This is a genomic window from Phenylobacterium zucineum HLK1, assembly GCF_000017265.1.
In the GTDB taxonomy this organism is placed as follows: Bacteria; Pseudomonadota; Alphaproteobacteria; order Caulobacterales; family Caulobacteraceae; genus Phenylobacterium; species Phenylobacterium zucineum.
Genome location: NC_011144.1, coordinates 247472 through 271247, shown reverse-complemented (window position 1 = coordinate 271247; position 23776 = coordinate 247472). Strand labels below are relative to the sequence as shown.

Below are 23776 nucleotides of genomic sequence, written 5' to 3'. Positions count from 1 at the left end.
ATCACCGAGACCGCCACCTCGAACGGGGCCTTGCCGCCGATGTCGAGGCCGATCGGGGCGTGCAGGCGGGCGAGGACCGCGTCGGCCATCCCCTCCCCCTTCAGCTCGGCCAGCCGGCCCGCGAGCCGGCGGCGCGCCCCGAGCAGGCCCACATAGGCCGCCTGGGACGGAAGGGCCGCGTGCAGCGCCTCGCGGTCGGTGTCGATGTCGTGGGTCGCCACGGCGACATGGGTCCAGGGATCGAGGCCGATGGCGGCGAGCGCCGCGGCCGGATCCTCGCGGTGGTAGGCCACGCCGGCGATCGGCGGCGGCGTCTCCGGCCCCTTGGGCCGCACCAGGGCCGTCTGGAAGCCCGATCGGGCGCCCAGCTCGGCGATGGCCAGCGCGGTGGGATCGCCGCCCACCACCACTAGCCGGGGAACCGGCTCGTAGCGCCGCCAGACGCGCGCCTCGGCCCAGGGCGAGACCTCGGGGGCGCAGACGCGGGCCTCCCCGTCGCTGCACCAGACGACGCACCGCCGCTCGGCGTCGGCGGCCAGCAGCTCGGCGAGGGCGGGATCATCCGCCGGCACGCGTTCCAGGAAGATCTCGATGCGCGCCCCGCACAGGAGGCGGATGTCGGGCCAGGGACTGCCCTCGCCGTAGACCAGGGTGCGCGGCGCCCCGTCCTGCAGGCAGGCCCAGGCGTGGCCCGCCACGTCGCCCTCGACGCAGCCGCCCGAAAAGTAGCCGGCGACGATCCCCGGGGCGAAGACCATCTGGGTCCCCTCGGGGCGCGGACCGCCGCCCTCCACCGAGACCAGGGTCGCCAGCACGCACGCCTGCCCCGCCGCCCGGGCAGCCCTCAGCGCGGGACGCACGTCGTCCGACAGCCCGAACACGGGCCATTCGGGCAAGGACTCCGGCTGGGGCTCGATATGCGGCGGAATCACGCTTTTAAGACTCACGAAAGGTCTCGGTCACGGCTTCTTAGGCCTTCCAGGTGAAGATGGCGGCTCAAGAGGACTTCACCAAGCCTTCGACCCATCCATGACATCTCCGCTCAGCAAGCTCGGCCTCGGTTCCGGGCAATTCGGCTTCGACCAGCCGGCCCTGCGCGGCCGGCCGCGCGAGGCCGAGGCCCGTGACATCCTGTCGATCGCCGCGCGCGCGGGGCTGGGGGTGCTCGAGATCGGCCGCCACAGCCACACCGCCGAGGCCATGCTGGGCCAGGCGCTGCCGCGCCCCTGCCCGTTCCGCGTCACCCTCACCACCGTGCGTCCCGACCGAGGCCCCGATCTCGTCGAGGCCGAACTGCGCGCCCAGATGCGCCGCATGGGCGTGGAGCGGGTGGACACGGTGCTCGCGCCCTCGGCCACCGATCTCTTCTCGCCGATGGGTCCCCACCTGTGGGAGCGCCTGCGCGCCCTGAAGGACCAGGGCCTGTGCGCCCGGATCGGCGTCTCGGTCTACGCCTCCGACGATCCGGTCGGCCTGGCCAAGCGCTTCAAGCCCGACGTCGTCCAGGCGCCGGCCTCGCTGCTGGACCAGCGCCTGCTGATCGACGGCACCCTGGCCGAGCTCGCCTCGATGGGCGTCGAGGTGCACCTGCGCTCGATCTTCCTGAACGGCGTGCTGTTCCTGCCGCCCGACCGGGCGCCCAGCCACCTGAAGGCCGCCGCCGGCCGCATCAGCCGCGCCCGTCGCCTGATCGCCGAAGGCCGCTCCGACCCGCTGCAGGCGGCCCTGGGCTTTGCGCTCTCGCGCCCCGAGGCCTCGGCGGTGCTGGTAGGCGTCGGCTCGGCGGCCGAGATGAGCGCCGTGGTGGCCGCGGCCATGAGCCCGCCGCCCGACCTCGACTGGGACGAGATGGCCCTGGACGATCCCGAAGCCCTCGCCTGGGCGGCGGCCTAGCCTCGCCCTTCTCCCGCACGGGAGAAGGAGGAGCTCCCTACTTCAGCGCCGACTTGTAGAGCTGGGTCAGCGCGGCCCAGGCGCGTTCCGCCTCGGCCTCGGCGTAGACCTGGCTGCCGCGCACGGTCCAGCCGTGATCGCCGTCGTAGACCTCCACGGTCGCCGGACGGCCCGCCTCGGCGAAGGTCTTCTTGAGGATCTCCTTCGATTCCGGATCGCGGGCGTCGTCGTTCCTGGCCACCGCCACGAGGTAGGCAGCCTTGGTCTTCGGCACGAGCAGGTGCGGGCTCGCGGCGTCCTTCGTCGTCAGGCCCCCGCCGTGGAACGAGGCGACCGCCCCGATCCGCGCCGGGACCGCGCCGGCCGTCTGGAAGGCCAGCGGCCCGCCCATGCAGTAGCCCTGCACGCCGGCCATCTTCTTCCGATCGGTCTGCGGCTGGGCGTCGAGGAAGGCGATATAGGCGCGGGCGTCCTCGAACGGGTTCTCGCCGGCGATCAGCGCCTCGCGGTAGCCGAACAGCGCCTTGCGCCCCTCGGGCGTGCCGAAGCTGAGGCCTTGCGTCTCCGTCGCCTTGGCCGAGCGGTAGAACGGGTTGGGGACCAGCACCACATAGCCCTGCGCCGCCAGCCGGCGGCCCATCTGGCGGAACACCGGGCGCAGGCCGCCGATGTCGGGCCACACCAGCACCGCCGGCCACGGGCCCTTGCCCGCGGGGTGGAAGAGGGCCGCGTCGGAGACCCCGTCGGCCGTCTTCACCGTGACGTCCTTCTCGACCACCTTCGCCTCGGCCGAGCTCTGGGCCGAACTCTGGGCCCGCGCCTCGGCGGCGGTCAGGCCCACGGCCGCGGCGGCGCCCAGGCCGAAGGTCCGGCGCGAGACCGCCGGATCGGCCGGCAGCCACGGATTGATGTCCTCGTCGCACATGGCGCGTCCTCCCTTATGTCCTCGCCCGCAAGCGTGGGGGCGATTGTTGCGGGGTTATTGCGCGGGAGGAAAGCCCCGCCGGTCCCCTTCCCTGGGGCGCCGTCAGCTCCAGGCGCCGTAGGGGTCCTTGAACGGCTTGCCGAGGGCGTCGGCGACGGCGGGGTGGGTGATCTGGCCCTTCAGGACGTTCAGCCCCTTGGCCAGGTGGCGGTTCTTCTTCAGGGCGTCCAGGCCCTGGTCGGCGAGCAGCAGGCCGAAGGGCAGGGTCGCGTGGACCAGGGCCTCCGACGAGGTCCGGGGCGCGGCCCCCGGCATGTTGGCCACGCAGTAGTGGACGACCCCGTCCACCGTGTAGGTGGGGTCGGCGTGGGTGGTCGGCCGGCTGGTCTCGAAGCAGCCGCCCTGGTCGATGGAGACGTCCACCAGCACCGAGCCCGGCTTCATCCGCGACAGGTGCTCGCGCCGGACCAGCTTGGGCGCGGCGGCCCCGGCGGTCAGCACGGCGCCGATCACCACGTCGGCCCTGAGGATCTCCTCCTCCACCGCGTCGATGGTCGAATAGCGGGTGATCGCCCGCCCGGCGAAGATGTCGTCCAGGTAGCGCATGCGCGGGATCGACCGCTCCAGGATCACCACCTCGGCGCCGAGGCCCGCGGCCATGCGGGCGGCGTTCGCGCCCACGACCCCGCCGCCCAGGACGCAGACCCGCGCCGGCGGCACGCCCGGCACGCCCGAGATCAGCAGGCCCATGCCGCCGTTGTGCTTCAGCAGCGTCTCCCCCGCCGAGAAGACCGCGATGCGCCCGGCCACCTCGGACATCGGGGCCAGCAGCGGCAGGCCGCCGGCGTCGTCGGTCACCGTCTCGTAGGCGATGGCCGCGCAGCCCGAGGCCAGCAGGCCGTCGGCCTGGGCCGGGTCGGGCGCCAGGTGCAGGTAGGTGAAGAGGATGTGCGCCTCGGTGAGCCGCGCCCACTCGCGGGGCTGCGGCTCCTTCACCTTCACGATCATTCCGGCCTCGCGGAACACCGCCTCGGCGTCCGGCAGGATCGTCGCCCCGGCGCGAACGTAGAGGTCGTCGGCGTAGCCCGCGCCCGCGCCGGCGCCGGCCTCCACCAGCACCTCGTGCCCGTGGGTGACGTACTCGCGGACCGCGGTGGGCGTCAGCCCGACCCGATATTCGTCCGGCTTGATCTCGCGGGGCACGCCGACGCGCATGAAGGCCTCCTTCGGGCAAGGCTGTTGCGGCAGGCGGCTGGTTTGGGAGGATGGACGTGCGCTGTCAACCGGGGTTCGGCGAGCGCCAGTCCCGGGACCGGCCGCAAGCTATCGGCGGCCCGGGTGCTCGGGCACATCGTCGTCATCCGGCGGGCGCGCGTCCCAGACGCTGGGGCCGTCCGGCGCGACCGCGACGTCCAGCGTGGCGTCGGCCCGGCCGTCGCCGGCCCCGTCGACCGAGGCCAGGTGCGGCGGCAGCGGCCCGTCCGGACGCTTCAGATGCTGGGCGCGCAGCTCGCCGTTCGCGCGCCGCTCGTAGTGCACCTCCTCGCGCCGGTCGCCGGTGGCCACCCGCTCGTCCGAGTCGCGCTGGCCGTCGCCGATCGGCACGCCGTGCTGCAGGTTCTGCGGGGGGTTCTGCCGGGGGTTCTGCCGGGGATCGTGGGTCATGGCGGGGCCTCCTTGTACGGAAGGCGGCGCGGCCTGAGGCAGTTCCACGAATGGCGCGGTTCCACGAAAAAGCCCGCCGCGGGTCTCCCCGGGCGGGCCTTCCGTATGTCGTGTCCGAAGGGCCTAGAGCTCTTCGTTGATCAGCGCGACCTGGTAGAAGCCGTTGCCCTGCAGGTCGTTCATCACCGCCATGAAGTCGCCGTAGCGGACGTCGCGGTCGGCGCGGATGTAGACGCGCTGCTCGGTCGGCGGGGTGTTCGGGTCGTCGCGCTGGAACTGCGCCGTCAGGTCGCCGGCCAGGCGCTCGAGCGCCGTGGGCTGGTCGCCGATGAACAGGCCGCCGCGCTGGATGTTGATCAGCGTCGGCTCCTTCACCACCGTGCCGGGCGGCGGCGGAATGGCCGGCGGCAGGTCGAGCTTGATCGACACCGTGGCGGCCGGGATCGACACCATGAAGATGATGAGCAGCACGAGCATCACGTCCACGAAGGGCGTGACGTTCATGTCCGCGTTCTGGCCGAGGTCGAACTTGCTTCCGCCCCCGCCGCCGACTTTAGCACCCATGCGTCCTGGATCCTTCCCTCGGGCCCTTAAACTATGCGGGGCCCATTCGCCGCGACCATTGGCAAGCCGGATTGGGCTTGTAAAGGCTGAATGCGCCCGCCTTGCGGCGCGGGGGCCCTCCGACTAGGGGGAAGCCATGAATTTCAGCTTCGACGCCTATGTCACGGCCGCCCTTTTCGACAGATCGGGTAACGCGGGATTCGCCCTGGGCGACGGCACGGTGCGGTTTTCCGGCGCCGCCACCGTGTCCGCCCACGACGGCGCGAGCCTCGCCGCGGCCCTGCATCCGGGCGGCGAGGGCCTGGTGTCGGGCGGCGACGACGGCCGCCTCGTCTGGGCCCGCCCCGACGGCTCGGCGAGCGAGCTCGCCAGCCTGCCCGGCAAGTGGATCGAGACGGTCGCCGCCTCGCCCGAGTCGGGCCTGATCGCGTTCGGCGCGGGCCGCGAGCTGCACGTGCGCGACGTGAAGGACGCCGCCTTCGCGCGCGCCTTCGTCCACGAGAAGACCGTCGCCGACGTGGCCTTCGATCCCAAGGGCCGGCGCCTGGCCGCCGCGACCTACGGCGGGGCCTGGCTGTGGTACGCGCGGATCGCCGACCAGAAGCCGGTGGTCCTGAAGTGGGCCGGCAGTCACATCGCCGTGGCCTGGAGCCCGGACGGCAAGTTCCTGATCAGCGCCATGCAGGAGAACCAGCTCCACGGCTGGCGCGTGGCCGACGAGAAGAACATGCGGATGGGCGGCTATCCGGCCAAGCCGCGCAGCCTGGCCTTCCTGTCCAAGGGCAGCCTGCTGGCCACCTCGGGCGCCAACGGCGTCGTCGTCTGGCCGTTCGCCGGCGCGACCGGGCCGATGGGCAAGCAGGCCGCCGAGGTCGGCTACGACGAGGCTGCGACCGTGGCGAAGGTGGCGACCGCGCCGGCCACCAGCTGGCTGGCGGCGGGGCTCGACGACGGCCGGGTCTGGGCCTGCGACCTCACCGGCGAGCGGATCGTCCCGCTGAAGGCCGAGAAGGGCTCGCCGATCACCGCCCTGGCCATCACCCCCGACGCCAGGCGCGTCGCCTGGGGCGACGAGGACGGGAACGCCGGCGTCGCCGAGGTGGCCTAGCCCTCGAACCCGATCAGCTCGCCCCAGGCCTCGAAGGGGTCGCGGGCCGCCTTCAGGGTGTTGATCGGCGCGTCCGGGTCCCGGCGGCCCAGGGCCATCCCTGAGAACAGCATGTGGTCCTCGGGCAGCTTCAGGGCCTCGGCCACCGTCTTCGGATAGCGGGCCCAGTACTCCTGGGCGCAGGTGTCGAGCCCGCGCTCGATCGCGAGCAGCATCACGGTCTGCATGTACATGCCGACGTCGGCCCACTGCGGCGGGCCCAGCTTGCGGTCCAGGCAGAAGAAGAGGCCTACGGGCGCGCCGAAAAACGTGCCGTTCCTGGCCAGCTGGCGCAGGCGCGCGGGCTTGTCCTCGCGCGGGATGCCGATCGTGGCGTAGAGGTCCTCGCCGTTCTGGAAGCGGCGGGTGCGGAACGGGTCCCACAGGTTCGGCGGATAGACGTCGTACTCGGGCTCCTCGCCGAACGGGTTGGCGGCCACCTGAGCCTTCAGCGCCTCCAGCGGCGCGCCGGCCAGCGCATAGACCCGCCAGGGCTGCAGGTTGCCGCCCGAGGGCGCCTTGGCCGCCCGCTCCAGGATGTCGCGCACGACCTCGGCCGGCACGGGATCGGGCTTGAAGGCCCGCACCGACATGCGTTGCGCCACGGCCTCGGAGACGTTCATCTTGCGGCAACCCTGTTTTCGCACCCTCTAGGGGCCGGGGAGTAGCATCCGGTCGCAAGGTCAAGGCAAGGGACGTGGCGAGGCGCGCGAAGGGCCGCGGGGGCGGCGCAGTCCGGAAGGTGCTGACCTGGCTCCTGGCCGCGGGGCTGGTGGTGTTCTGGATCGGCCCGGTGCTGACCGTGGCCGTCTACCGCTTCGTGCCGCCGCCGATCACCTTCCTGATGGTCCAGCGGGTGTTCGAGGGCCGCGGATTCGAGCGCGACTGGGTCCCGCTGGACCAGATCTCGCCGCACCTGGTGCGGGCGGTGATCGCCGCCGAGGACGCCCGCTACTGCGAGCACATGGGCTTCGACGTCGAGGCCATCCGCAAGGCCATGGCCGCCAACGAGCGCGGCGGCAGGATTCGCGGCGGCTCGACCATCAGCCAGCAGACCGCCAAGAACGTGTTCCTGTGGCCGAAGCGCGACTGGGTGCGAAAGGGGCTGGAGGCCTGGTTCACGGTCCTGATCGAGACCGGCTGGGGCAAGCGGCGGATCATGGAGGTCTATCTGAACTCCATCGAATGGGGGCCCGGGGTCTACGGCGCGGAGGCCGCGGCGCAGCGGAACTTCGGCGTGCCCGCCGCCAGGCTCACCTCGGCGCAGGCGGCGCGCATGGCGGCCATCCTGCCCAAGCCGCTGTCCTGGCGGGCGGCCAAGCCGGGGCCTTACGTGAAGCGGCGCTCGGGCAGCATCCGCCGCAACGCCGGGGCCGTGCGCAGCCAGGGCCTGGCGCACTGCGTCCTGGATTGACGCGGCTCTAGGCGGCCGCGCCTACGCGGCGCCCGGATCCTCGCCGTCGTCGAGGGCGCGCAGCTTGGCGCGTTCCTCGGCCAGCAGGGATTCGAGCCGCTGCCGGTCCTCGGGGGCCACGGCGGTCTCCAGCAGATCCTCGAAGTGCTGGATGTTCTGCTGGATGACGAACTTCTGCATTCGCAGCGACCCGGAGGCTGTCACGCGCCGGCCGCCCAAGCGCGGCCATGGGTCCACTAGCACAGAACTCGCTTGCGACGCGAATCTTCAGCTCCACTCGTTAGGGTTACTTGCCTGAGAGGCGAATTTCCCGAAGAGCGCGAGTATTGGTGATCGCCGATAAGGCCGGGGCGCGCGGCGATTTCCGCGCGCCCCGGCCCGCATCCGGAGCCTTTAGCGATAGTAGCCGTAGGGGGCGTAGCCGCCGCCGTAGCGGGTGTCGTAGCGGCCGTACCGGTCGTAGCGGTCATAGCGGCCGGCCCGGTCGTAGCGGCCGTAGTTCGAGTAGCGCGCGTCGCGGGCGTAGGGCTGGCTGGTCCGGTACGAGTAGCGGTGCTTCTTGTCCTTGGCCGTGGCCGCGCCCAGGGCCGCGCCGGCCGCCGCGCCCACCAGGGCGCCGGTGGTGTCGTCCTTCGAGATGGCCGCGCCGGCGACGCCGCCGATCAGCGCCCCGATGATGGCCCGTTCGGTCTTCTCGCCCGCGGCGGCCGCGCCGGCCGGCAGGGCGATCGAGCCCGCGACCAGGGCGGCGACGGCGACCTTCGACTTTCCTTGCATCTTCATGGGTCTGCTCCTTGTGTTGGAGCCGTTCTAAAGGGGGCCGCTTGAACCGCCCCTGAACCCCGCCGTTCAGGTTCCGGTCATCTGGCGGGCCGCCGCTGGGGCGCGGAAGAACCGGGCGCAAAAAAAGCGCCCCGCGGCGGGGATCCGCGGGGCGTTCAGGCTAGCCAACTCTCTCCCCGGTTCGGGGAAAGCTCGTCAATTCTGCTTGCCGGCCTGGCGCTCGATGGCGTCGGCCTCCCGGTCGCCGGCCTCCTCGATCTCGTCGGCCTTGCGTTCCAGGGCGCCCGCCGCCGCGACGTCGCCGGCGCGGTCCATCGCATCGGCCTGCGCCTCCAGCGCGTCGGCGGCCCGTTCGGCCTGGGCCTCGACGGCGTCGGCCTTCTGCTCGGCGGCCTTGTCGGCCTGGCTCTCGCAGGCGGCCAGGCTCAGCGCGGCGGCGAGCGCGGCGTGTCCGATCCGCATGGGCGTCTCTCCATGGTGAAGTCTTCCAAGCTTCAGCGCACGGCGACGTGATCGGTTCCCGTCAGCCCTCCAGCCGGGCGTCCAGGCTGATCTCGGCGTTCAGCACGCGCGAGACGGGGCAGGTCTGCTCGGCCTCGCGGGCCAGCTCCAGGAACTTCGCCTCGTCGATCCCGGACACGCGGGCGCGGAGCGTCAGCGCCGAGCGGGTGATCTTGAACCCCGCCCCGTCCTGCTCGAGCGACACCGCCGCCTCGGTGCGCAGCTCCTCGGCCTCGAGGCCCGCCCGCTGCAGCCCGAAGGCGAGGGCCATGGTGAAGCAGCCGGCGTGGGCCGCGGCGATCAGCTCCTCGGGATTGGTCCCCGGCTGGTCCTCGAAGCGGGTCTTGAAACTGTAGGGCGTGGCCGACAGCACGCCCGAGGCCGAATCCAGGGTCCCCGCGCCGTCGCGGCCCGTGCCGCGCCACGTGGCGTTCGCCTTGCGGATCATGTGGGAAGCTCCTCCTCGCGGGCGGACCCGTTCCGCCCCGCGGGGAAAGCGCGCCCCCTCGCCGTTCCGTTCCGGCGGCCCTCAGGCCTTGCGCACGAACTCGGCGCGCAGGACCAGGCCCTTGATGCCCTCGTAGCGGCAGTCGATCTCCTGGGGATCGCCGGTCAGGCGGATCGAGCGGATCTTCGTGCCGCGCTTCAGCGTCTGGCCGGCGCCCTTCACCTCGAGGTCCTTGACCAGCACCACCGCGTCGCCGTCCGCCAGCAGGTTCCCCGCGGAATCGCGGACCTCGACCTGGCCGGCGCTCGCCGACTTTTCCGCCGCCTCGGCGGCGCTGATCCACTCGCCGGTCGCCTCGTCGTAGACGAAATCTTCGCCGCTCACGCCCGCTTCCCCCACTCGATGAGGCGCGACTTCAAGCAAGCCGCGCCGCTCGGGGTCAAGCAAAGGATTAGGCCTGGGCTTTAGGCCTGGGCTCTAGGCCTGGGCTTGCGCCTGCCCCCGGCCGGCCGCGCCCTGCCAGCTCCGCGGCTCCTCCAGCGTCCGCACGCGCTCGGCGAGCGCGCGGTAGCCTTCGGCGAGGTCGAGATAGCGCAGGCGGTTGGTGTGCGAGCGCACCGCGGCCGCCGCGGCCTCGGCCTCGGCGGCTTCCTGGAGATAGAGTTCAGCCCTGGTCATGCCGTGCCGAACGAGCTTGGCCGCCGGCGGGTTCCCCCGCGCGCCCTCGCCGACGCCGCCCGCTCAGTTGGGGGCGGCGTCGGCGAGGTCCGGATGGGCCGCCGGGGCGCCCGCGGCGCTGGACCAGGCCGCCGCCGCCGCCGCCGCCACGACCATGGCGACGCCGCCCACCTGCGCCGGGCTGAGACGCTCGTGCAGCAGGAACAGGCCCGACAGCACCCCGAACGCCGGCTCCAGGCTGGTGAACACGGCGAAGGTGCGCGCCGGCATCCGCGGCATGGCGAAGAACTCCAGGGCGAAGGGCACGGCCGTCGACATCAACGCCACCAGCAGCGCCAACGGCAGGATCGCCGGCGCGAACAGCGCCGGGCCGGCGTGCGCCAGCCCCACCGGCAGAACGACCAGCGCCGCAACGCCGATCGAAAGACTCGCCACCGCCACCCCGTAGCCCTGGCTCACCCGCCGCCCCACCAGGATGTAACCCGCCCAGCAGGCGGCCGCCGCCAGCGCCCAGCCGATCCCCAGCAGGTCCAGGGCGCCGGTCTGCCGGCCCACGCCCACCAGCAGCCAGACGCCGGCCGCGGCCGTGGCGGCCCAGACCAGGTCGCTGGCCCGGCGCGACCCGAACACCGCCACGCTCAGCGGCCCCAGGAACTGCAGCGCGATGGCCACGCCGAGGGGCAGGCGGTCGATGGCCAGGTAGAAGAACAGGATGACGCCGGCGACCGAGATCCCGAGCCCGATCAGCGGGACGATGGACCCGCGGCCCGGCCAGGCGCGCCAGGGCCGCCCCACGGCAAGCAGCATCAGCGCGCCCAGGACGATGCGGAGGGCCGCCGCCCCTTGCGGTCCCACCGCTGGAAAGAGCTGCTTGGCGAAGGCCGCGCCGACCTGGAAGGCGGCCATGGCGGCGGTCACCGCCAGCAGCGGCGCCACGACGCCCATGGGCCAGGCCGCGTTTCGCGCCATGGCGCCCCCTCCCCCTTGCCAGACGTCCTGAGTAGGACCGCCCGGCGCGCCGCGAAAGGGCCGGCCCGCCACACACTGGCCACGGCCAAGCTTGCGGGCGATGCTCCGTCCAAGAACAACGAGTCGGAGGAAACCTCATGGCGTCCCCAATCCTTGGGCCCGTAATCGCGCTGGTGCTGTGGTCGCTGGTCATGTGGCTGTGGCTCTACGCCACCCGCATCCCGGCCATGCAGAGGGCCAAGATCGCCCTCGACCCCAGCCTCACCGCCGCGGACCTGGCGTCCCGCCTGCCGCCGAACGTCCGGTGGAAGGCCGACAACTACAACCACCTGATGGAGCAGCCGACGATCTTCTACGCCGCCGCCCTGGCCGCGGCCGTGGCGGGCGTGGGCGGCGATCCGATCAACGTCGGCCTCGCCTGGGGCTACGTCGGCCTGCGGGTGGTCCACAGCCTGGTGCAGGCCACCGCCAACATCATCATGCTGCGCTTCGCCATCTTCATGATCGCCTCGATCGTTCTGGCGGTCCTGGCGGTGCGCACCGCCATGGTGGTGTTCTAGGCAGGGTGATCCAGGGGGCGCGCCGCTGGCCTGCGCGTGCTAGGTCGGCGGGATGACCGATCCCGCCGACGGCCCCAAGGCCGAGACCCCGATGCAGAAGGCCCTGCGCCTGAAGAAGGCCGCCCAGGACGCCAAGGCCCGGCCGCCCGGCGCGGGCAGCCTGCCGGGCGAGCGCGCCGCCGCGCACGCCTCGTCCTCCAAGTCCAAGCCCTGGATGAAGCGCTAACCACGTCGCTTAACGTCCAGGTGGCGACGCCCAGCCCACAATCGCCCTGATTGTGGAGCGCGCGTTATGATCGTCGACCTCTCCGACCTCGTCACCCTGACCGCCGTCTCGGGCGCGGGACTGATCGGCCTCGTCCTCGGCCTCACCCAGGCGGAGACCGGCCGCCGCAGGCCCTGGAGCCGCCGGCGGCCGCCCGCCGGTTCGCCGGCCGGGCGCGTGGCGCCGTTCCGCCGCGACGGGCGCCCGCTCGGCCCGCCGCTCGACGCCGCCGACCAGCTGCGCCTCGTCATGGGGGCCGAGTTCAAGACCCAGCGCCTGCTGAACCGGGGCGAGTGGAAGGTGTTCGCCGCGGCCGAGCGCGCCGTGCGCGACCAGGGCCTCGGCTGGCGGGTCATGGCCCAGGTCAGCCTGGGGGAGATCCTCTCCGCCTCGGACGAGGCCGCGTTCCGGGCGATCAACGCCAAGCGGGTGGACGTGCTGATCGTCGCACGCGACGGCCGCCCGATCGCCGCCCTCGAGCACCAGGGCTCGGGCCACCACCTGGGCCGCACCGCCGCCGCCCGCGACGCGGTCAAGAAGGAAGCCCTACGCAAGGCGGGCGTCGCCTTCGTCGAGCTCACCGACGACCACGGGCCGCAGGACGTCGCCCGCGAGATCGCCCGCCTCGCCGGGACGGTCGCCGCCCGCCGCTGAGCGCCGGCGTCACGGCCTTGCGCAGGCCAGGTCCAGCTGCAGACTCGCCCCGCCCGGGCACGGCCACCAGTCCAGATAGCCGAAGGTCACCCGCCGCTCGCGCCCCTCGGCGCGCAGCACCCCGCTCAGGGCGATCACCGCCACGCCGCCCGGCGGGAAGTCGCCGACCCGCCGCCCGCCCGGCGGGGCCCGCACCTCGCGCAGCTGCAGCCGCAGCTCGCCCAGGTCCGGATGGTGCGCGACGAGCGCCAGGGTGGAGGCGCCCGGCCCGAACCCCCGCCCGAATCCCCGCTCGGGGCGCCAGGCGGCGGCGAACGGCGTGACCGTCAGGTCAGGAACCCGCAGCGTGTCCTCGGGCGTGGTCACCGGCCGCCCGCGCCCGACCCGGTCGAACCACAGGACGATCGGAACCGCGCCGGCGCCCCGCTCCCAGCGGGCGAAGTCGTCGGACGAGCCGATGTGGATCGCCCGCAGCACATGGCCGGCGACGAGGATCCGCTCGCGCGGCAGGCGCCAGGACTCGGCCCGGCCCCGCCCGCCGTAGCCGCGCAGGCCCGCAAGGCCGGCCGGCGGCGCGGCGTCCAGCACGACCGGCGGCGAAAGCTCGAAGATCGAGGGCGACTGGCTCGTCGCCGGCATCTCCGCCGGCGGCGGCGAACAGGCCGTCAGCACCGCGCAGACAGCCCCTGCGCCGGCGCGCCGTCCCCATCCCGCTCGCCGTCCCGCCATGAGGCCATGCGGCCTCGCCTGTCCGGCGGGTCAAGCGGGGCTGGAGGCTTCGGCCGCGCGGGAGGACTCCAGGTGAAACAGGTTCTCGTTCCGTGCGCGCGGGCGCCATCCGCGCCGTTGACTCTCCACGGCCTCTCTGTATAACCGCGCCTCCTCGCTCCCGAGCCCGCTCGGGGGCGCAAACACGCTTTCAATCAAGAAGAAATACAAAGGCGCGAGACGATGTACGCGGTGATCAAGACCGGCGGCAAGCAGTACCGGGTCCAGCCCGGCGACCTGCTGGTGGTCGAAAAGCTCGAAGGCGAACCTGGCGCGAACGTCGCGTTCGGCGAAGTTCTGATGCTGGGCGACGGCGATGCTGTCACCGTGGGCGCGCCCACCGTGGCCGGCGCTTCGGTCGCGGCCACCCTGATCGAGACCCGCAAGGGCGACAAGGTGAAGATCTTCAAGAAGATCCGCCGCCAGGGCTACCGCCGCACCCGCGGCCACCGCCAGCTCGAGAGCGTCCTGCGCGTCACCGCCATCGCCGCCAACGGCAAGGAAGCCAAGTGGGACGGCAAGGTGGACCTGACCACCAAGGCCGAGCTCGACGCCCGCGCCCGCGGCCTGACGTTCCAGGCCCCCGTTGGCGCCAAGGCCGAAGCCGCCCCGGCGCCGAAGGCCAAGGCCGCGCCCAAGGCCAAGAGCGCCAAGGAAGTCGTCGAGGATCCGGCGGTGAAGGAAGCCATGGCGTCGGCCGAGACCAACGCCCCGGTGGAAGCCGAAGCCAAGAAGGCCGCGCCGAAGAAGGCCGCCGCCCCCAAGGCTGAAGCCGCCGCCGAAAAGAAGCCGGCCGCCAAGAAGGCCGCCAAGAAGGACGAAGGCGCCGCCGAGTAATCGGCCGGGCCTCTAGAGAGAACAGGAGCGAGCTATGGCTCACAAGAAATCCGGCGGCTCCTCGCGCAACGGGCGCGATTCCGCGGGCCGCCGTCTCGGCGTGAAGAAGTTCGGCGGCGAAGCCATCAACGCCGGCGGCATCATCGTGCGTCAGCGCGGCACCAAGTTCTGGCCGGGCGAGAACGTGGGCATGGGCAAGGACCACACCCTCTTCGCGCTCGCGACCGGCGCGGTGAAATTCGTCACCAAGCGCGACAACCGCACCTACGCGACGGTGGTGCCGGCGAACGAGGTGATGGCTGCCGAATAGGCGGAACCTCCTTCCATCCGGTTCCGCCCTCTCCACTTAAAGGCGGACCGGAGAAGACGATCCTAGCGGGGAGTCCGGTCAGCCGGGCTCCCCGCTTTCGTTTTGGCTCCTCGCGACGAAGGGGCCGGGAGGGTTAGAGACATGTGCGCTTTGGAAGTGGCGCCCGCGATCGGCACGGCCGACGGGAGGGGCCGCCTGATCCTGCGGCGTCCGGTGAAGGCCGACGCCACGGCGATCGCCGAACTCGCCAACGACATCGGCGTGGCCGGGATGATCGCGCGCATGCCCCACCCCTACGGCCTGGCCGACGCCGAGGCGTTCCTCGCCCGGTGCGAGGCCCTCGACCCGCGCACCGACGCCGTGTTCGCCATCGAGCACCGCCAGTTCGGCGTGATCGGCATGCTGGGCTTTCGGCAGCACCAGCCGCGCCGGCCCGAACTCGGCTACTGGCTGGGCCGTCCCTTCTGGGGCCGCGGCTACGCCACCGAGGCGGCCACGGCGGCGCTCGACTGGGCCCGGCGGGACTGGGGCAAGGCGGTCGTCTGGGCCGGCCACTTCGCCGACAACCGGGCCTCGGCCCAGGTGCTGGTGAAGGCGGGCTTCCTCTACACCGGCGACGTCGAGCTGCAGGACTGCCTGGCCCGCGGCGAGAAGGTCCCGAGCCGCAAGATGGTCTGGCTGGCGTGACGGCGTCCTCCTCTCCCGCCCGTTTCGCGAGGGGAGAGGAGAGATCAGCTTCCGTGCTATCCGCTGCAGGCCCATGACCGCCGCCCTTCCCCTTCGCCTGACGACCGCCCCGTTCTGGGCCCGGCTCGCCGCCGTGGCCGGCGGGGCGGGCGTGATGGCGCTCGCCTCGCAGGCCGCGATCCCGATGCAGCCGGTCCCGCTGACCCTGCAGACCCTCGCCCTCTTCGTGCTGGCGGCGGTCCTCGGCGGCTCGCTGACGCTCCGGGCCGTGCTGATCTGGCTGACCGCCGCCGCGCTGGGCGCGCCGGTGCTGGCCGACGGCGAGGGCGGGGCCGCGGCGCTGTTCGGGCCGGCCCAGGGCTACCTCTTCGGCATGGCCGTGGCCGGCGCCCTGGCGGGCCACGCCGCGGCCCGGCGGCAGGACGTCGCCGGCCTCTTCGCCATCTTCCTCGTGGGCCACGCCGTGGTGCTGGCGGTGGGCTGGCTCGGGCTCCTCGAGCGGCTGCCCCCGCGCGAGGCGTTCGTCGCCGGCGTCCTGCCCTTCCTGCCGGGCGCGGCCCTCAAGTCGCTCGCCGCGGCGGGCCTCGTCCGCCTCGTGGCGCTGGCCCTCGCCCGCCACGCCGCGCTAAGGGCTGACGCATGAAGTTCCTCGACCAGGTGAAGATCTACGTCCGCTCGGGCAACGGCGGCGCCGGCGCCGTCTCGTTCCGGCGCGAGAAGTACATCGAGTACGGCGGCCCCGACGGCGGCGACGGCGGCCGCGGCGGCGACGTGTGGATCGAGGCGGTCGAGGGCCTCAACACCCTGATCGACTACCGCTACCAGCAGCACTTCAAGGCCGGCACCGGCGTCCACGGCATGGGCCGCAACCGCCACGGCGCGGCGGGCGAGGACGTGGTGCTGAAGGTCCCCGTGGGCACCGAGGTGCTGGACGAGGACAAGAACCTGATCGTCGACATGGACGAGGCGGGCAAGCGCTACCTGCTGGCCAAGGGCGGCAACGGCGGCTTCGGCAACACCCACTTCAAGGGCCCGGTGAACCAGGCCCCGCGCCACGCCAACCCCGGCCTGCCCGGCGAGGAGCGCGCCATCTGGCTGCGCCTGAAGCTGATCGCCGACGTGGGCCTGGTCGGCCTGCCGAACGCCGGCAAGTCGACCTTCCTGGCCGCCGCCAGCGCCGCCAAGCCGAAGATCGCCGACTATCCCTTCACCACCCTGGCCCCCAACCTCGGCGTTGTGGACCTGTCCGTGGGCGAACGCTTCGTCCTGGCCGACATCCCTGGCCTCATCGAGGGCGCCCACGAGGGGGCCGGCATCGGCACCCGCTTCCTGGGCCACATCGAGCGCACCGCCGTGCTGATCCACCTGGTGGACGGCACGCAGGAGGACATCGTCGGCGCGTGGAGGACGGTCCGCCACGAGCTGGAGGCCTATGGCGCGGACCTGGCCGACAAGCCCGAGATCCTGGCGCTGAACAAGATCGACGCCCTGGACGAGGAGACCCGCGCCGAGAAGCAGGCGCAGCTGGCGGAGGCCGCGGGGATGGACGTGCGCCTCGTCTCGGGCTTCACCGGCGAGAACGTCACCGAGCTGCTGCGCGAGGCCTTCGCCCTGGTGCGCGAGCGCAAGCGCGCGGCGGCCGAAGAGGCGGCGGGGCCCTCCGAGGGCTGGACGCCGTGAGCGGCCTCGGGCAGGCCCGGCGCGTCGTCGTCAAGGTGGGCTCGGCCCTGCTGGTGGGGCCGGACGGCGCCCCGCACGCGGACTGGCTCGCCGACTTCGCCGCCGACGCCGCCCGGATGCGCGCCCGCGGCCAGCAGGTGCTGGTGGTCAGCTCGGGCGCCGTGGCCCTGGGCCGCCGCCGCCTGGGCCTCGCCCGGCGCGCCCTGACCCTGCCCGAGAAGCAGGCCGCCGCGGCCGCGGGGCAGTCGGCCCTGATGCGCGCCTGGGAGGAGGCCTTCGAGCCGCACGGCGCGGCCTGCGCCCAGGTGCTGCTGACCCGCGACGACACCGAGGTGCGCCGCCGCTGGCTGAACGCCCGGGCCACCGTCGAGACCCTGCTCGGCCTCGGCGTCGTGCCGGTGATCAACGAGAACGACACCGTCGTCACCGAGGAGATCCGCTACGGCGACAACGACCGCCTGGCCGCCCGCGTGGCCCAGCTGGTCGGCGCCGACGTCCTCGTGCTGCTGTCCGACGTTGACGGCCTCTACACCGCCGATCCGCGCAAGGACCCGGCCGCGCGCCACATCCCGCGCGTGCCGCGCCTGACGCCCGAGGTCGAGGCGATGGCCGGCGGGGCGAACGCCGAGGGCGGGGTCGGCACCGGCGGCATGGCCACCAAGATCGCGGCGGCGCGGATCGCCGCGGCCGGCGGCTGCGCCACCGTGATCACCCTGGGGAGCCGGACGCGCCCCCTGGCCGCCGTCGAGGGCGGCGAGCGCGCCACGGTCGTCGAGCCCGCCACCACGCCGGCCGCCGCCTACAAGGCCTGGATCGCCGGCTCCCTGGCCCCGGCCGGCGCGCTGGTGGTGGACGACGGCGCGGCCCAGGCGGTGCGCCGGGGCAAGAGCCTGCTGGCCGCCGGCGTGCGCCGGGTGGAGGGCCGCTTCGACAAGGGCGATGCGGTGCTCGTCCGCGACGAGGCCGGCCGCGAGATCGCCCGCGGGCTGGTCCGCTACGAGGCCGCCGACGCCGAGCGGATCTGCGGGCTGAAGAGCGAGGCGATCGAGGGCGTCCTGGGCTACACCTCCGGCCCCCTGGTCCACGCCGACGACCTGGCGCTGGCGGCCCACGCCGAGGCCTGAGCGCCGCGTCATCTACGACGCCCGGCGGAAGGCCATTTGCTGACCCCGGGAAAGACGCCTAGGAAGTGCTCACCTTGAGCAAATGGGGCCCATGGTGGACGACGGCGGAACATCGAGGCGGACGGCGGGCCGGCTGGAGTCCCTCACTCCCGGCCAGGCGATCCCGTTCGGCGGCGACCGCGTCGCGCATGTGAGCCCGCAGCTCGCCGCCGCGTTCAGGGCCGGCGACCGGCTGCTGGTCGTGCAGGACAGCGGCGACCTGCTGCACGTGCCCGCCGCCGAGCAGGCCACGGCCGCGGGCGCCGTGGGCCGGGCCGCCGCCGCCTTCGCGCGCATGGGCGAGGTCCCGGACGCCGCCGTCACCGCCTTCTTCGAGGCCTTCGCCGCCCGTCTCGCCGACGACGCCGTCTGGGCCGCGATCGCCGGGGCCAACGCCCGCGACGTCGAGCAGGCCCGGGCCCGCGGCCGCTCCACCACCAGGCTGGCCGTCTCGGACGCCATGCGCCGGGACATGATCGAGGGCCTGCGCGCCTGGGCCGGCGCCGAGGCCGCCCGCGGCCGGGTGCTGGAGCGCGTCGAGCACCCCGGCTGGACCGTCGAGCAGGTGGTCGCGCCCCTGGGCGTGGTGGGCTTCGTCTTCGAGGGCCGGCCGAACGTCTTCGCCGACGCCACCGGCGTGATCCGGGCGGGCAACACCGTGGTCTTCCGCATCGGCTCGGACGCGCTCGGCACCGCTCGCGCCATCGTGGCCGAGGCGCTGGACCCGGCGATCACCGAGGCGGGCCTGCCCGAGGGCTGCGCCGCGCTGGTGGACTCCCCCGCCCACGCCGCCGGCTGGGCCATGTTCGCCGACCCGCGCCTGTCGCTGGCCGTGGCCCGCGGCTCGGGCGCGGCGGTGGCCCAGCTGGGCGCCATCGCCCGCCAGGCCGGAACGCCCGTCAGCCTTCACGGCACGGGCGGGGCCTGGATGGTGGCCGACGCCGCCGCCGACGCCGACCGCTTCTTCGCCGCCGCCTACCACTCGCTGGACCGCAAGGTCTGCAACACGCTCAACACCTGCTGCATCGTCGAGGCCCGCGCCGACGAGCTGGTCCCCGTCTTCCTCGAGGCCCTGCGGAAGGCCGGCGAGCGCCGCCGGGGCTGCAAGCTGCACGTGGCCGAGCAGGACCTGTCCCGCCTGCCCGAGGCCTGGCGCGCCGGCCGCGGCGTGGTCGTCCGCGCCGAGGGCCCGCGCGAGGAGCCGCTGGTCGAGCCGCTCGCCGACGCCGAGCTCGGCCGCGAGTGGGAGTGGGAGGAGACCCCCGAGGTCAGCCTGAGGATCGTCGCCGACCTGGCCGAGGCCGCGGCCCTCTTCAACGCTCACAGCCCGCGCTTCGTCGCCGCCCTGATCAGCGAGGACCCCGCCGCGCACGCCCGCTTCTTCGCCGCGGTGGACGCCCCGTTCGTGGGCGACGGCTTCACCCGCTGGGTGGACGGCCAGTACGCGCTGAAGAAGCCCGAGCTCGGCCTGTCCAACTGGGAGAACGGGCGCCTGTTCGCCCGCGGCGGCGTGCTGGCCGGCGACGGCGTGTTCTCCGTGCGCACGCGCGTGACCCAGGCCGACCCGCACCTCGACCGCGGGGGCGCGCCGACCCCGCCGCGCGGGAGCTGACCCCTGGCCATGTGGTTCGCAGGTCCGGCCCGCCGGGCGCCCGCCGCCGGCCGGCCGAGGGCGCTGAAGCTCGGCTTCGAGCTGGAGCACGGCATGCGCGTCGGGCTGTTCGGCGGCTCGTTCAACCCGCCGCACGAGGGCCACGCCCACGTCGCCGAGACCGCCAAGCGGCGCCTGAACCTCGACCGGGTGGTCTGGCTGGTCTCGCCGCAGAACCCGCTGAAGTCCGGCCGCGAGACGGCCGACCTGGCCGAGCGCATGGCGCTCGCCCGCGAGCTGGCCGCCGGCCCGGGGATGATCGTCTCGGACCTGGAGAGCCGGCTGGGCTCGGCCTACACCATCGACACCATCCGTTCGCTGAAGACCCGCTTCCCGGGCGTGCACTTCGTCTGGATCATGGGCGCCGACAGCCTGTCGACCTTCCACCGCTGGCGCGGCTGGACCCAGATCATGCGCGAGGTGCCGGTGGCCGTGGTCTCGCGGCCCTGGATCTCGCTGAAGAGCCGCTTCTCGCCCGCGGCGCGACGTTTCGCCCACGCCCGCCGCTCGCCCCTGGAGGCGCCGATCCTGCCCCTGCTGAAGCCGCCGGCCTGGGTCTTCCTCTTCGGCCGCTTCAACTTCCAGTCGTCCACGGCCTTGCGCGAACGCCTCCACAGCCCAAACTCTTGACGTGTTCGTGAGAGCGGCTGACCCGGCCGCGGGCCCGTGATAGGGTCCGGCGAGCGAGGACACAAAGGAGCTACCCCGCTGCAACGTGAACCTGCGCCTACGGCGCACGAGGGACAGGCGTCCGCCGCCGAGCCCTCATCGGACGACCAGGGTCGCATCGGCGCCCTGGAGGACCTGATCCTGGCCCGCCTCGACGAGGACAAGGCCCAGGACGTCGTACTCATCGATCTCAAGGGCAAGAGCCCCGTGGCCGACGCGCTGGTCGTGGCGTCGGGCCGGTCGCAGCGCCATGTCGGCGCCATGGCCGACCACCTGCTGCGCGCGCTGAAGGAGGCCGGCTACGGCAAGTGCCGGGTCGAGGGCCTGCCCCACGCCGACTGGGTGCTGATCGACACGGGCGACGTGATCGTCCACCTGTTCCGGCCCGAAGTGCGCGCCTTCTACAATCTCGAGAAGATCTGGTCGGTCGAGCCGCCGGCGAACCGCGCCGCGGTCTGATCTAGGCCGCCAGGCCCGCCGCCCGGAGCCGGGCGACCACCGCCTCGGTGATCCGCGCGCAGCGGGCGCCGAGGAACGGGAAGGCCTCGGTGACCGCCGCCGCCAGCTGGGCGTCCAGCGTGCGGCGCAGCTGCCGGCGCGCCCGGTGCAGCCGCGTCTTCACCGTCTCTGCGCGCACGCCGAGGGCCTGCGCCGTCTCGGCGACGCTGCAGTCCTCGATCTCGCGCAGGATGAACACCAGGCGCAGGGGCTCGGGCAGGCCGTCGAGCGCCCGCTCCAGCAGCCGGCGCATCTCGGCCCTGGCCGCCTCGCGCTCGGGATCGCCCGCGGCGAGCGCGCCCGGGAACATCACCACCCGCCCGGCCTCGCCCTGGGCCTGCTCGATCGCGGACAGGTCCACCATCGTGCGGCGCTTGCGCAGCCGGCCGCGCGCCTCGTTGACGACGATCCGGGTCAGCCACGTCAGGATCCGGGCCTCGCCGCGGAAGCCGTCGAGGTGCTGGAACGCCTTCGCATAGGCCTCCTGCACGACGTCCTCGGCCTCGGACTCGTCGCGCACGATGCTGCGCGCGGTCCGGAAGAGCCGCTGGTTGCTGGCCTGCATGATGGCCCGGAAGGCGGCCGCATCGCCGCCGCGCGCCCGGCCGACGAGCTCGACCTCGCTCAGGGCCGCCATGTCCGGGGCCCCCATGTCGAGGTGATGGGGTTGGGCTGTCATGGCGCGCTCCTGGGTCACTCTCATCGGATGCGGCGCAGGCCGCAAGGTTCCCGGGAACCTCGCCGGCCGGGCGCCATCCAATCGGCGCCGGCGGGCCGATTGGGCTCCGCGGCCCGCAAGGAGACCCTCATGTCCAGAACCCTCGCCCTGATCGCCGCCGCGACGCTGCTCTCGTCCGGCGGCGCCGCGGCTCAGGCGCCCGCGCCCACCGACGCCCAGATCGCCCACATCGCCTACACCGCCGGCGAGCTCGACATCGCCGCGGGCCGGCAGGCGCTGGAGAAGTCCAAGGACCCCGCCGTCCGCGCCTTCGCCGAGACCATGGTCCGCGACCACGCCGCGGTGAACCGGCAGGCGCTCGCGCTCGTGAAGAAGCTGGGCGTGACGCCGCAGGACAATCCCACCAGCCAGGCGCTGACGGCCGACGCCCAGGCGAAGCTGAAGGCCATGTCGGCCCTGCAGGGGGCCGCCTTCGACCAGGCCTATGTCCGCAACGAGGTCGCCTTCCACCAGACGGTCAACGGCGCCCTTCAGGGCACGCTGATCCCCGGCGCCCGCAACGCCGAGCTGAAGGACCTGCTGCAGACCGGGCTGGCGCTGTTCCGCGAGCACCAGGGCCACGCCGAGCAGCTCTCGAAGGCGGTCCGGCCATGATGGGGGCCGTGACGCCGGCGACGCGCCGCCGCCTGCTGGGCGGACTGGCGGCCGCCGTCGCCGCGCCCGCGGCGGCGGCCCAGGCCAAGGTGCATGTGGTGACCATCCGCCGGATGGCGTTCGGGCCGATGCCGGCCGGCGTGAGTCCCGGCGACGCCATCGAATGGGTCAACCGCGACCCCGTCCCCCACACCGCCACCGCGCGCGACGGCCGCTTCGACGTGGACCTGCCCGCCGGCGCCCGCAAGCGCGCCCCGGTCGGCAAGGCCGGCCGCGCGGCCGTCTACTGCCGCTACCACCCCGGGATGACGGCGGCCCTGACGGTCGGCTAGCGAATGGGGCTATGAACGCCCCATGAGGATCAGCATCGTCGCGATCGGCCGCCTCGCGCGCTCGCCCGAGACCGAGCTCGTGAAGCTGTACGTCGAGCGGGCGACCAACGCCGGCCGCGCGCTGGGCCTCGGCCCTGTCGAGGTGGTGGAGGTCGAGAGCCGCAAGCCGGGCAAGGCGGCCGAGGCCGAGGCGCTGCGCGCGCACCTCTCCGACGCCCACGTGATCGCCTGCGACGAGCGGGGGGCGGCGCGGCCCTCCCGCGCCTTCGCCGAGGAGATCGGCCGGCTGCGGGACCAGGGGGTGCGCCGGTTGGTGTTCCTGATCGGCGGCGCCGACGGGCTCGACCCGGCGCTGGTCGCCCAGGCGAACGGCAAGCTGGCGTTCGGCCCCCAGACCTGGCCCCACGCCCTGGCCCGCGCCATGCTGGCCGAGCAGGTCTATCGGGCGGTCTCAATTCTGGCCGGATCGCCGTATCATAGGGACTGATGCGCGGGCGGATCCTGATCTTCGGCGGACTTGCGGCGGCGGCGCTCTCGGCCGTGGCCTTCGCCGCGACCACCGACCAGCTCACCCGGCTGAACCTGGCCGAGACCGAGATCTCGGCCGAACAGGCCCGCAACCGCCACCGGCTGGCCCGGATGCTGTCGGTGCTGGAGCAGCTGCGGCGCGACCCGCCGCCGGCGCTGCTCGTCTCGCCCGACGACGCCAAGGACGCCGTCCGCGCCGCCATCCTGGTCAAGGCGGTGACGCCCGAGTTGCAGGCCCGCGCCCGCAGCTACGCCAAGGACGCGGGCGAGGTGATGCGCCAGCGCCGTCTGGCGGCCGTGCAGTCCGAGGCGCTGTTCGAGCGCGAGAGCCTGCAGGCCGAGTCCCTGCCCGAGCCGCAGTCGAAGGCGGGTCTGGCGCTGCGCGGTCCCGTCGCGACCCTGCCGCCGGGCGTGCTGAAGGCGCCGGCGACACTGCTCTCCCCGACGCCCGGGCCGATCGTGCGCCGCTTCGGCGAGCCGCTCGCGGGCGGCGGACAGGCCAATGGCGTGACCCTGGCCGCGCCCCGCGGCGCCCGGGTCGCGGCGCCCGGCGACGGGGTGGTCCAGTACGTCGGCCCGGTGAAAGGCTGGGGCGTCATCCTTATTTTAAGGCTGGCGGGCGGCTATCATCTCGTGCTTGCTGGTCTCGAAAGAACGTCGGTCGAGGTCGGACAATCCGTCGCGGCGGGGCAGCCTGTCGGATGGGCGGCGGAAGGTCGACAATCCACGTCCGAGCTCTATCTCGAGGTTCGGGAGCAGGGCTCTCCGGTCGATCCGGGCCGGTGGTTGAACAAAAGGGCGGGCTGAGCGCTGCTTTAGAGGGGCGTCCGGGGCCTGAACACAGAACAGCGGCG

32 protein-coding genes and 2 pseudogenes are annotated in these 23776 nt (G+C 73.4%); 19 read left to right on the top strand and 15 right to left on the bottom strand.

The features are described from left to right. Positions 1-2: 2 nt before the first annotated feature. Positions 3-860: pseudogene (locus PHZ_RS23500) on the bottom strand (XdhC family protein); the annotation flags it as partial. Between the two features lie 169 nt (positions 861-1029). Here PHZ_RS23500 and PHZ_RS01510 point away from each other — a divergent pair. Then, complete coding sequence (locus PHZ_RS01510; RefSeq protein ID WP_012520835.1) at positions 1030-1893, top strand: bifunctional regulator KidO; 864 nt, start codon at positions 1030-1032, stop codon at positions 1891-1893. A gap of 37 nt (positions 1894-1930) precedes the next feature. Here the strand turns inward: PHZ_RS01510 and PHZ_RS01505 are convergent, their stop codons facing one another. The 4 genes from PHZ_RS01505 to PHZ_RS01490 all read right to left on the bottom strand — a co-directional run bounded on the left by PHZ_RS01505 (position 1931) and on the right by PHZ_RS01490 (position 5047). Then, complete coding sequence (locus PHZ_RS01505; protein ID WP_012520834.1) at positions 1931-2818, bottom strand: dienelactone hydrolase family protein; 888 nt, start codon at positions 2816-2818, stop codon at positions 1931-1933. A 102-nt stretch (positions 2819-2920) separates the two neighbouring features. Further along, entirely contained in the window at positions 2921-4033 is a 1113-nt protein-coding gene (ald, locus tag PHZ_RS01500; RefSeq protein WP_012520833.1) for an alanine dehydrogenase, read from the bottom strand. Between the two features lie 108 nt (positions 4034-4141). Further along, the gene (locus PHZ_RS01495) at positions 4142-4483 is read right to left on the bottom strand and encodes a hypothetical protein (protein WP_041372963.1); all 342 of its coding nucleotides are present in this window, start codon (positions 4481-4483) and stop codon (positions 4142-4144) included. A gap of 123 nt (positions 4484-4606) precedes the next feature. Further along, positions 4607-5047: a biopolymer transporter ExbD gene (locus PHZ_RS01490; RefSeq protein ID WP_012520832.1), complete on the bottom strand. Its 441-nt coding sequence runs from the start codon at positions 5045-5047 to the stop codon at positions 4607-4609. 136 nt (positions 5048-5183) lie between these two features. Between PHZ_RS01490 and PHZ_RS01485 the strand changes: the two genes are divergently transcribed. Continuing rightward, on the top strand, positions 5184-6155 hold the full coding sequence (locus PHZ_RS01485) for a WD40 repeat domain-containing protein (RefSeq protein WP_012520831.1): 972 nt from the start codon (positions 5184-5186) through the stop codon (positions 6153-6155). Here PHZ_RS01485 and PHZ_RS01480 read toward each other — a convergent pair. Beyond that, complete coding sequence (locus PHZ_RS01480) at positions 6152-6817, bottom strand: nitroreductase (protein ID WP_041372962.1); 666 nt, start codon at positions 6815-6817, stop codon at positions 6152-6154. The two genes, PHZ_RS01485 and PHZ_RS01480, sit on opposite strands and share 4 nt — an antisense overlap. A 74-nt stretch (positions 6818-6891) precedes the next feature. Here PHZ_RS01480 and mtgA point away from each other — a divergent pair, with 74 nt between their 5' ends. Beyond that, on the top strand, positions 6892-7608 hold the full coding sequence (gene mtgA, locus PHZ_RS01475) for a monofunctional biosynthetic peptidoglycan transglycosylase (RefSeq protein ID WP_012520829.1): 717 nt from the start codon (positions 6892-6894) through the stop codon (positions 7606-7608). A 21-nt stretch (positions 7609-7629) separates the two neighbouring features. Here mtgA and PHZ_RS22955 read toward each other — a convergent pair whose 3' ends face one another. The 7 genes from PHZ_RS22955 to PHZ_RS01445 all read right to left on the bottom strand — a co-directional run bounded on the left by PHZ_RS22955 (position 7630) and on the right by PHZ_RS01445 (position 10987). After that, complete coding sequence (locus PHZ_RS22955; protein WP_183280645.1) at positions 7630-7788, bottom strand: hypothetical protein; 159 nt, start codon at positions 7786-7788, stop codon at positions 7630-7632. A gap of 213 nt (positions 7789-8001) precedes the next feature. Continuing rightward, positions 8002-8391 (bottom strand): glycine zipper 2TM domain-containing protein, encoded by a 390-nt coding sequence (locus tag PHZ_RS01470; protein ID WP_012520828.1) that lies wholly within the window; start codon positions 8389-8391, stop codon positions 8002-8004. Positions 8392-8586: 195 nt separating this feature from the next. Continuing rightward, a complete protein-coding gene (locus PHZ_RS01465; RefSeq protein WP_012520827.1) occupies positions 8587-8853 on the bottom strand; it encodes a hypothetical protein in 267 nt (88 codons plus the stop codon). A 61-nt stretch (positions 8854-8914) separates the two neighbouring features. Then, the gene (locus PHZ_RS01460; protein WP_012520826.1) at positions 8915-9340 is read right to left on the bottom strand and encodes an OsmC family protein; all 426 of its coding nucleotides are present in this window, start codon (positions 9338-9340) and stop codon (positions 8915-8917) included. Between the two features lie 81 nt (positions 9341-9421). After that, positions 9422-9679, bottom strand: coding sequence for an alkylphosphonate utilization protein (locus PHZ_RS01455; RefSeq protein WP_201765286.1), 258 nt, complete (start codon positions 9677-9679; stop codon positions 9422-9424). A 138-nt stretch (positions 9680-9817) separates the two neighbouring features. Continuing rightward, positions 9818-10018 (bottom strand): hypothetical protein, encoded by a 201-nt coding sequence (locus PHZ_RS01450; protein WP_041372960.1) that lies wholly within the window; start codon positions 10016-10018, stop codon positions 9818-9820. 63 nt (positions 10019-10081) lie between these two features. Beyond that, positions 10082-10987, bottom strand: coding sequence for an EamA family transporter (locus PHZ_RS01445; protein ID WP_012520824.1), 906 nt, complete (start codon positions 10985-10987; stop codon positions 10082-10084). Between the two features lie 137 nt (positions 10988-11124). Between PHZ_RS01445 and PHZ_RS01440 the strand changes: the two genes are divergently transcribed. The 3 genes from PHZ_RS01440 (at position 11125) to PHZ_RS01435 (ending at position 12466) form a co-directional block, all read left to right on the top strand. Beyond that, a complete protein-coding gene (locus PHZ_RS01440; protein ID WP_012520823.1) occupies positions 11125-11547 on the top strand; it encodes an MAPEG family protein in 423 nt (140 codons plus the stop codon). Between the two features lie 52 nt (positions 11548-11599). Next, entirely contained in the window at positions 11600-11773 is a 174-nt protein-coding gene (locus PHZ_RS22950; RefSeq protein ID WP_012520822.1) for a hypothetical protein, read from the top strand. Between the two features lie 66 nt (positions 11774-11839). Beyond that, positions 11840-12466 carry a DUF2726 domain-containing protein gene (locus tag PHZ_RS01435; protein ID WP_012520821.1) on the top strand — a complete coding sequence of 209 codons (627 nt, stop codon included), beginning with the start codon at positions 11840-11842 and terminating at the stop codon, positions 12464-12466. A gap of 9 nt (positions 12467-12475) precedes the next feature. On the opposite strand, the gene PHZ_RS01430 is transcribed toward PHZ_RS01435, so the two are convergent. Next, positions 12476-13138, bottom strand: a complete 663-nt coding sequence (locus tag PHZ_RS01430; protein WP_041372958.1) for a hypothetical protein — start codon at positions 13136-13138, stop codon at positions 12476-12478. A 279-nt stretch (positions 13139-13417) separates the two neighbouring features. On the opposite strand from PHZ_RS01430, the pseudogene rplU reads away from it, so the two are divergent. The 9 genes and pseudogenes from rplU to rsfS form a co-directional block, all read left to right on the top strand. Continuing rightward, a pseudogene (gene rplU / locus PHZ_RS01425) lies at positions 13418-13888 on the top strand (50S ribosomal protein L21); the annotation flags it as partial. 217 nt (positions 13889-14105) lie between these two features. After that, positions 14106-14381, top strand: a complete 276-nt coding sequence (rpmA, locus tag PHZ_RS01420) for a 50S ribosomal protein L27 (RefSeq protein ID WP_012520819.1) — start codon at positions 14106-14108, stop codon at positions 14379-14381. Positions 14382-14522: 141 nt separating this feature from the next. Next, positions 14523-15068, top strand: a complete 546-nt coding sequence (locus PHZ_RS01415) for a GNAT family N-acetyltransferase (RefSeq protein WP_012520818.1) — start codon at positions 14523-14525, stop codon at positions 15066-15068. Positions 15069-15141: 73 nt separating this feature from the next. Continuing rightward, on the top strand, positions 15142-15711 hold the full coding sequence (locus tag PHZ_RS01410) for a biotin transporter BioY (protein ID WP_012520817.1): 570 nt from the start codon (positions 15142-15144) through the stop codon (positions 15709-15711). Continuing rightward, on the top strand, positions 15708-16748 hold the full coding sequence (obgE, locus tag PHZ_RS01405; protein WP_012520816.1) for a GTPase ObgE: 1041 nt from the start codon (positions 15708-15710) through the stop codon (positions 16746-16748). The genes PHZ_RS01410 and obgE overlap by 4 nt, the downstream gene beginning before the upstream one ends. Next, entirely contained in the window at positions 16736-17872 is a 1137-nt protein-coding gene (gene proB, locus PHZ_RS01400) for a glutamate 5-kinase (protein ID WP_041373783.1), read from the top strand. The genes obgE and proB overlap by 13 nt, the downstream gene beginning before the upstream one ends. 91 nt (positions 17873-17963) lie before the next feature. Continuing rightward, positions 17964-19523, top strand: a complete 1560-nt coding sequence (locus tag PHZ_RS01395; protein ID WP_012520814.1) for an aldehyde dehydrogenase family protein — start codon at positions 17964-17966, stop codon at positions 19521-19523. Positions 19524-19532: 9 nt separating this feature from the next. After that, positions 19533-20192, top strand: coding sequence for a nicotinate-nucleotide adenylyltransferase (locus PHZ_RS01390; RefSeq protein WP_012520813.1), 660 nt, complete (start codon positions 19533-19535; stop codon positions 20190-20192). Positions 20193-20228: 36 nt separating this feature from the next. Further along, positions 20229-20690 carry a ribosome silencing factor gene (rsfS, locus tag PHZ_RS01385; protein WP_012520812.1) on the top strand — a complete coding sequence of 154 codons (462 nt, stop codon included), beginning with the start codon at positions 20229-20231 and terminating at the stop codon, positions 20688-20690. 1 nt (position 20691) lies between these two features. Here rsfS and PHZ_RS01380 read toward each other — a convergent pair whose 3' ends face one another. Next, positions 20692-21408, bottom strand: coding sequence for an RNA polymerase sigma factor (locus tag PHZ_RS01380; protein WP_012520811.1), 717 nt, complete (start codon positions 21406-21408; stop codon positions 20692-20694). Between the two features lie 129 nt (positions 21409-21537). On the opposite strand from PHZ_RS01380, the gene PHZ_RS01375 reads away from it, so the two are divergent. The 4 genes from PHZ_RS01375 to PHZ_RS01360 are packed head-to-tail and all read left to right on the top strand — an operon-like array spanning position 21538 to position 23729. Further along, on the top strand, positions 21538-22062 hold the full coding sequence (locus tag PHZ_RS01375) for a DUF4142 domain-containing protein (protein ID WP_041372956.1): 525 nt from the start codon (positions 21538-21540) through the stop codon (positions 22060-22062). Continuing rightward, positions 22059-22394 carry a cupredoxin domain-containing protein gene (locus PHZ_RS01370; protein WP_012520809.1) on the top strand — a complete coding sequence of 112 codons (336 nt, stop codon included), beginning with the start codon at positions 22059-22061 and terminating at the stop codon, positions 22392-22394. Before PHZ_RS01375 ends, PHZ_RS01370 begins: the two co-directional genes overlap by 4 nt. Positions 22395-22416: 22 nt before the next feature. Further along, the gene (gene rlmH / locus PHZ_RS01365) at positions 22417-22881 is read left to right on the top strand and encodes a 23S rRNA (pseudouridine(1915)-N(3))-methyltransferase RlmH (RefSeq protein WP_012520808.1); all 465 of its coding nucleotides are present in this window, start codon (positions 22417-22419) and stop codon (positions 22879-22881) included. After that, positions 22881-23729: a murein hydrolase activator EnvC family protein gene (locus PHZ_RS01360; RefSeq protein ID WP_012520807.1), complete on the top strand. Its 849-nt coding sequence runs from the start codon at positions 22881-22883 to the stop codon at positions 23727-23729. Before rlmH ends, PHZ_RS01360 begins: the two co-directional genes overlap by 1 nt. Positions 23730-23776 lie beyond the last annotated feature (47 nt).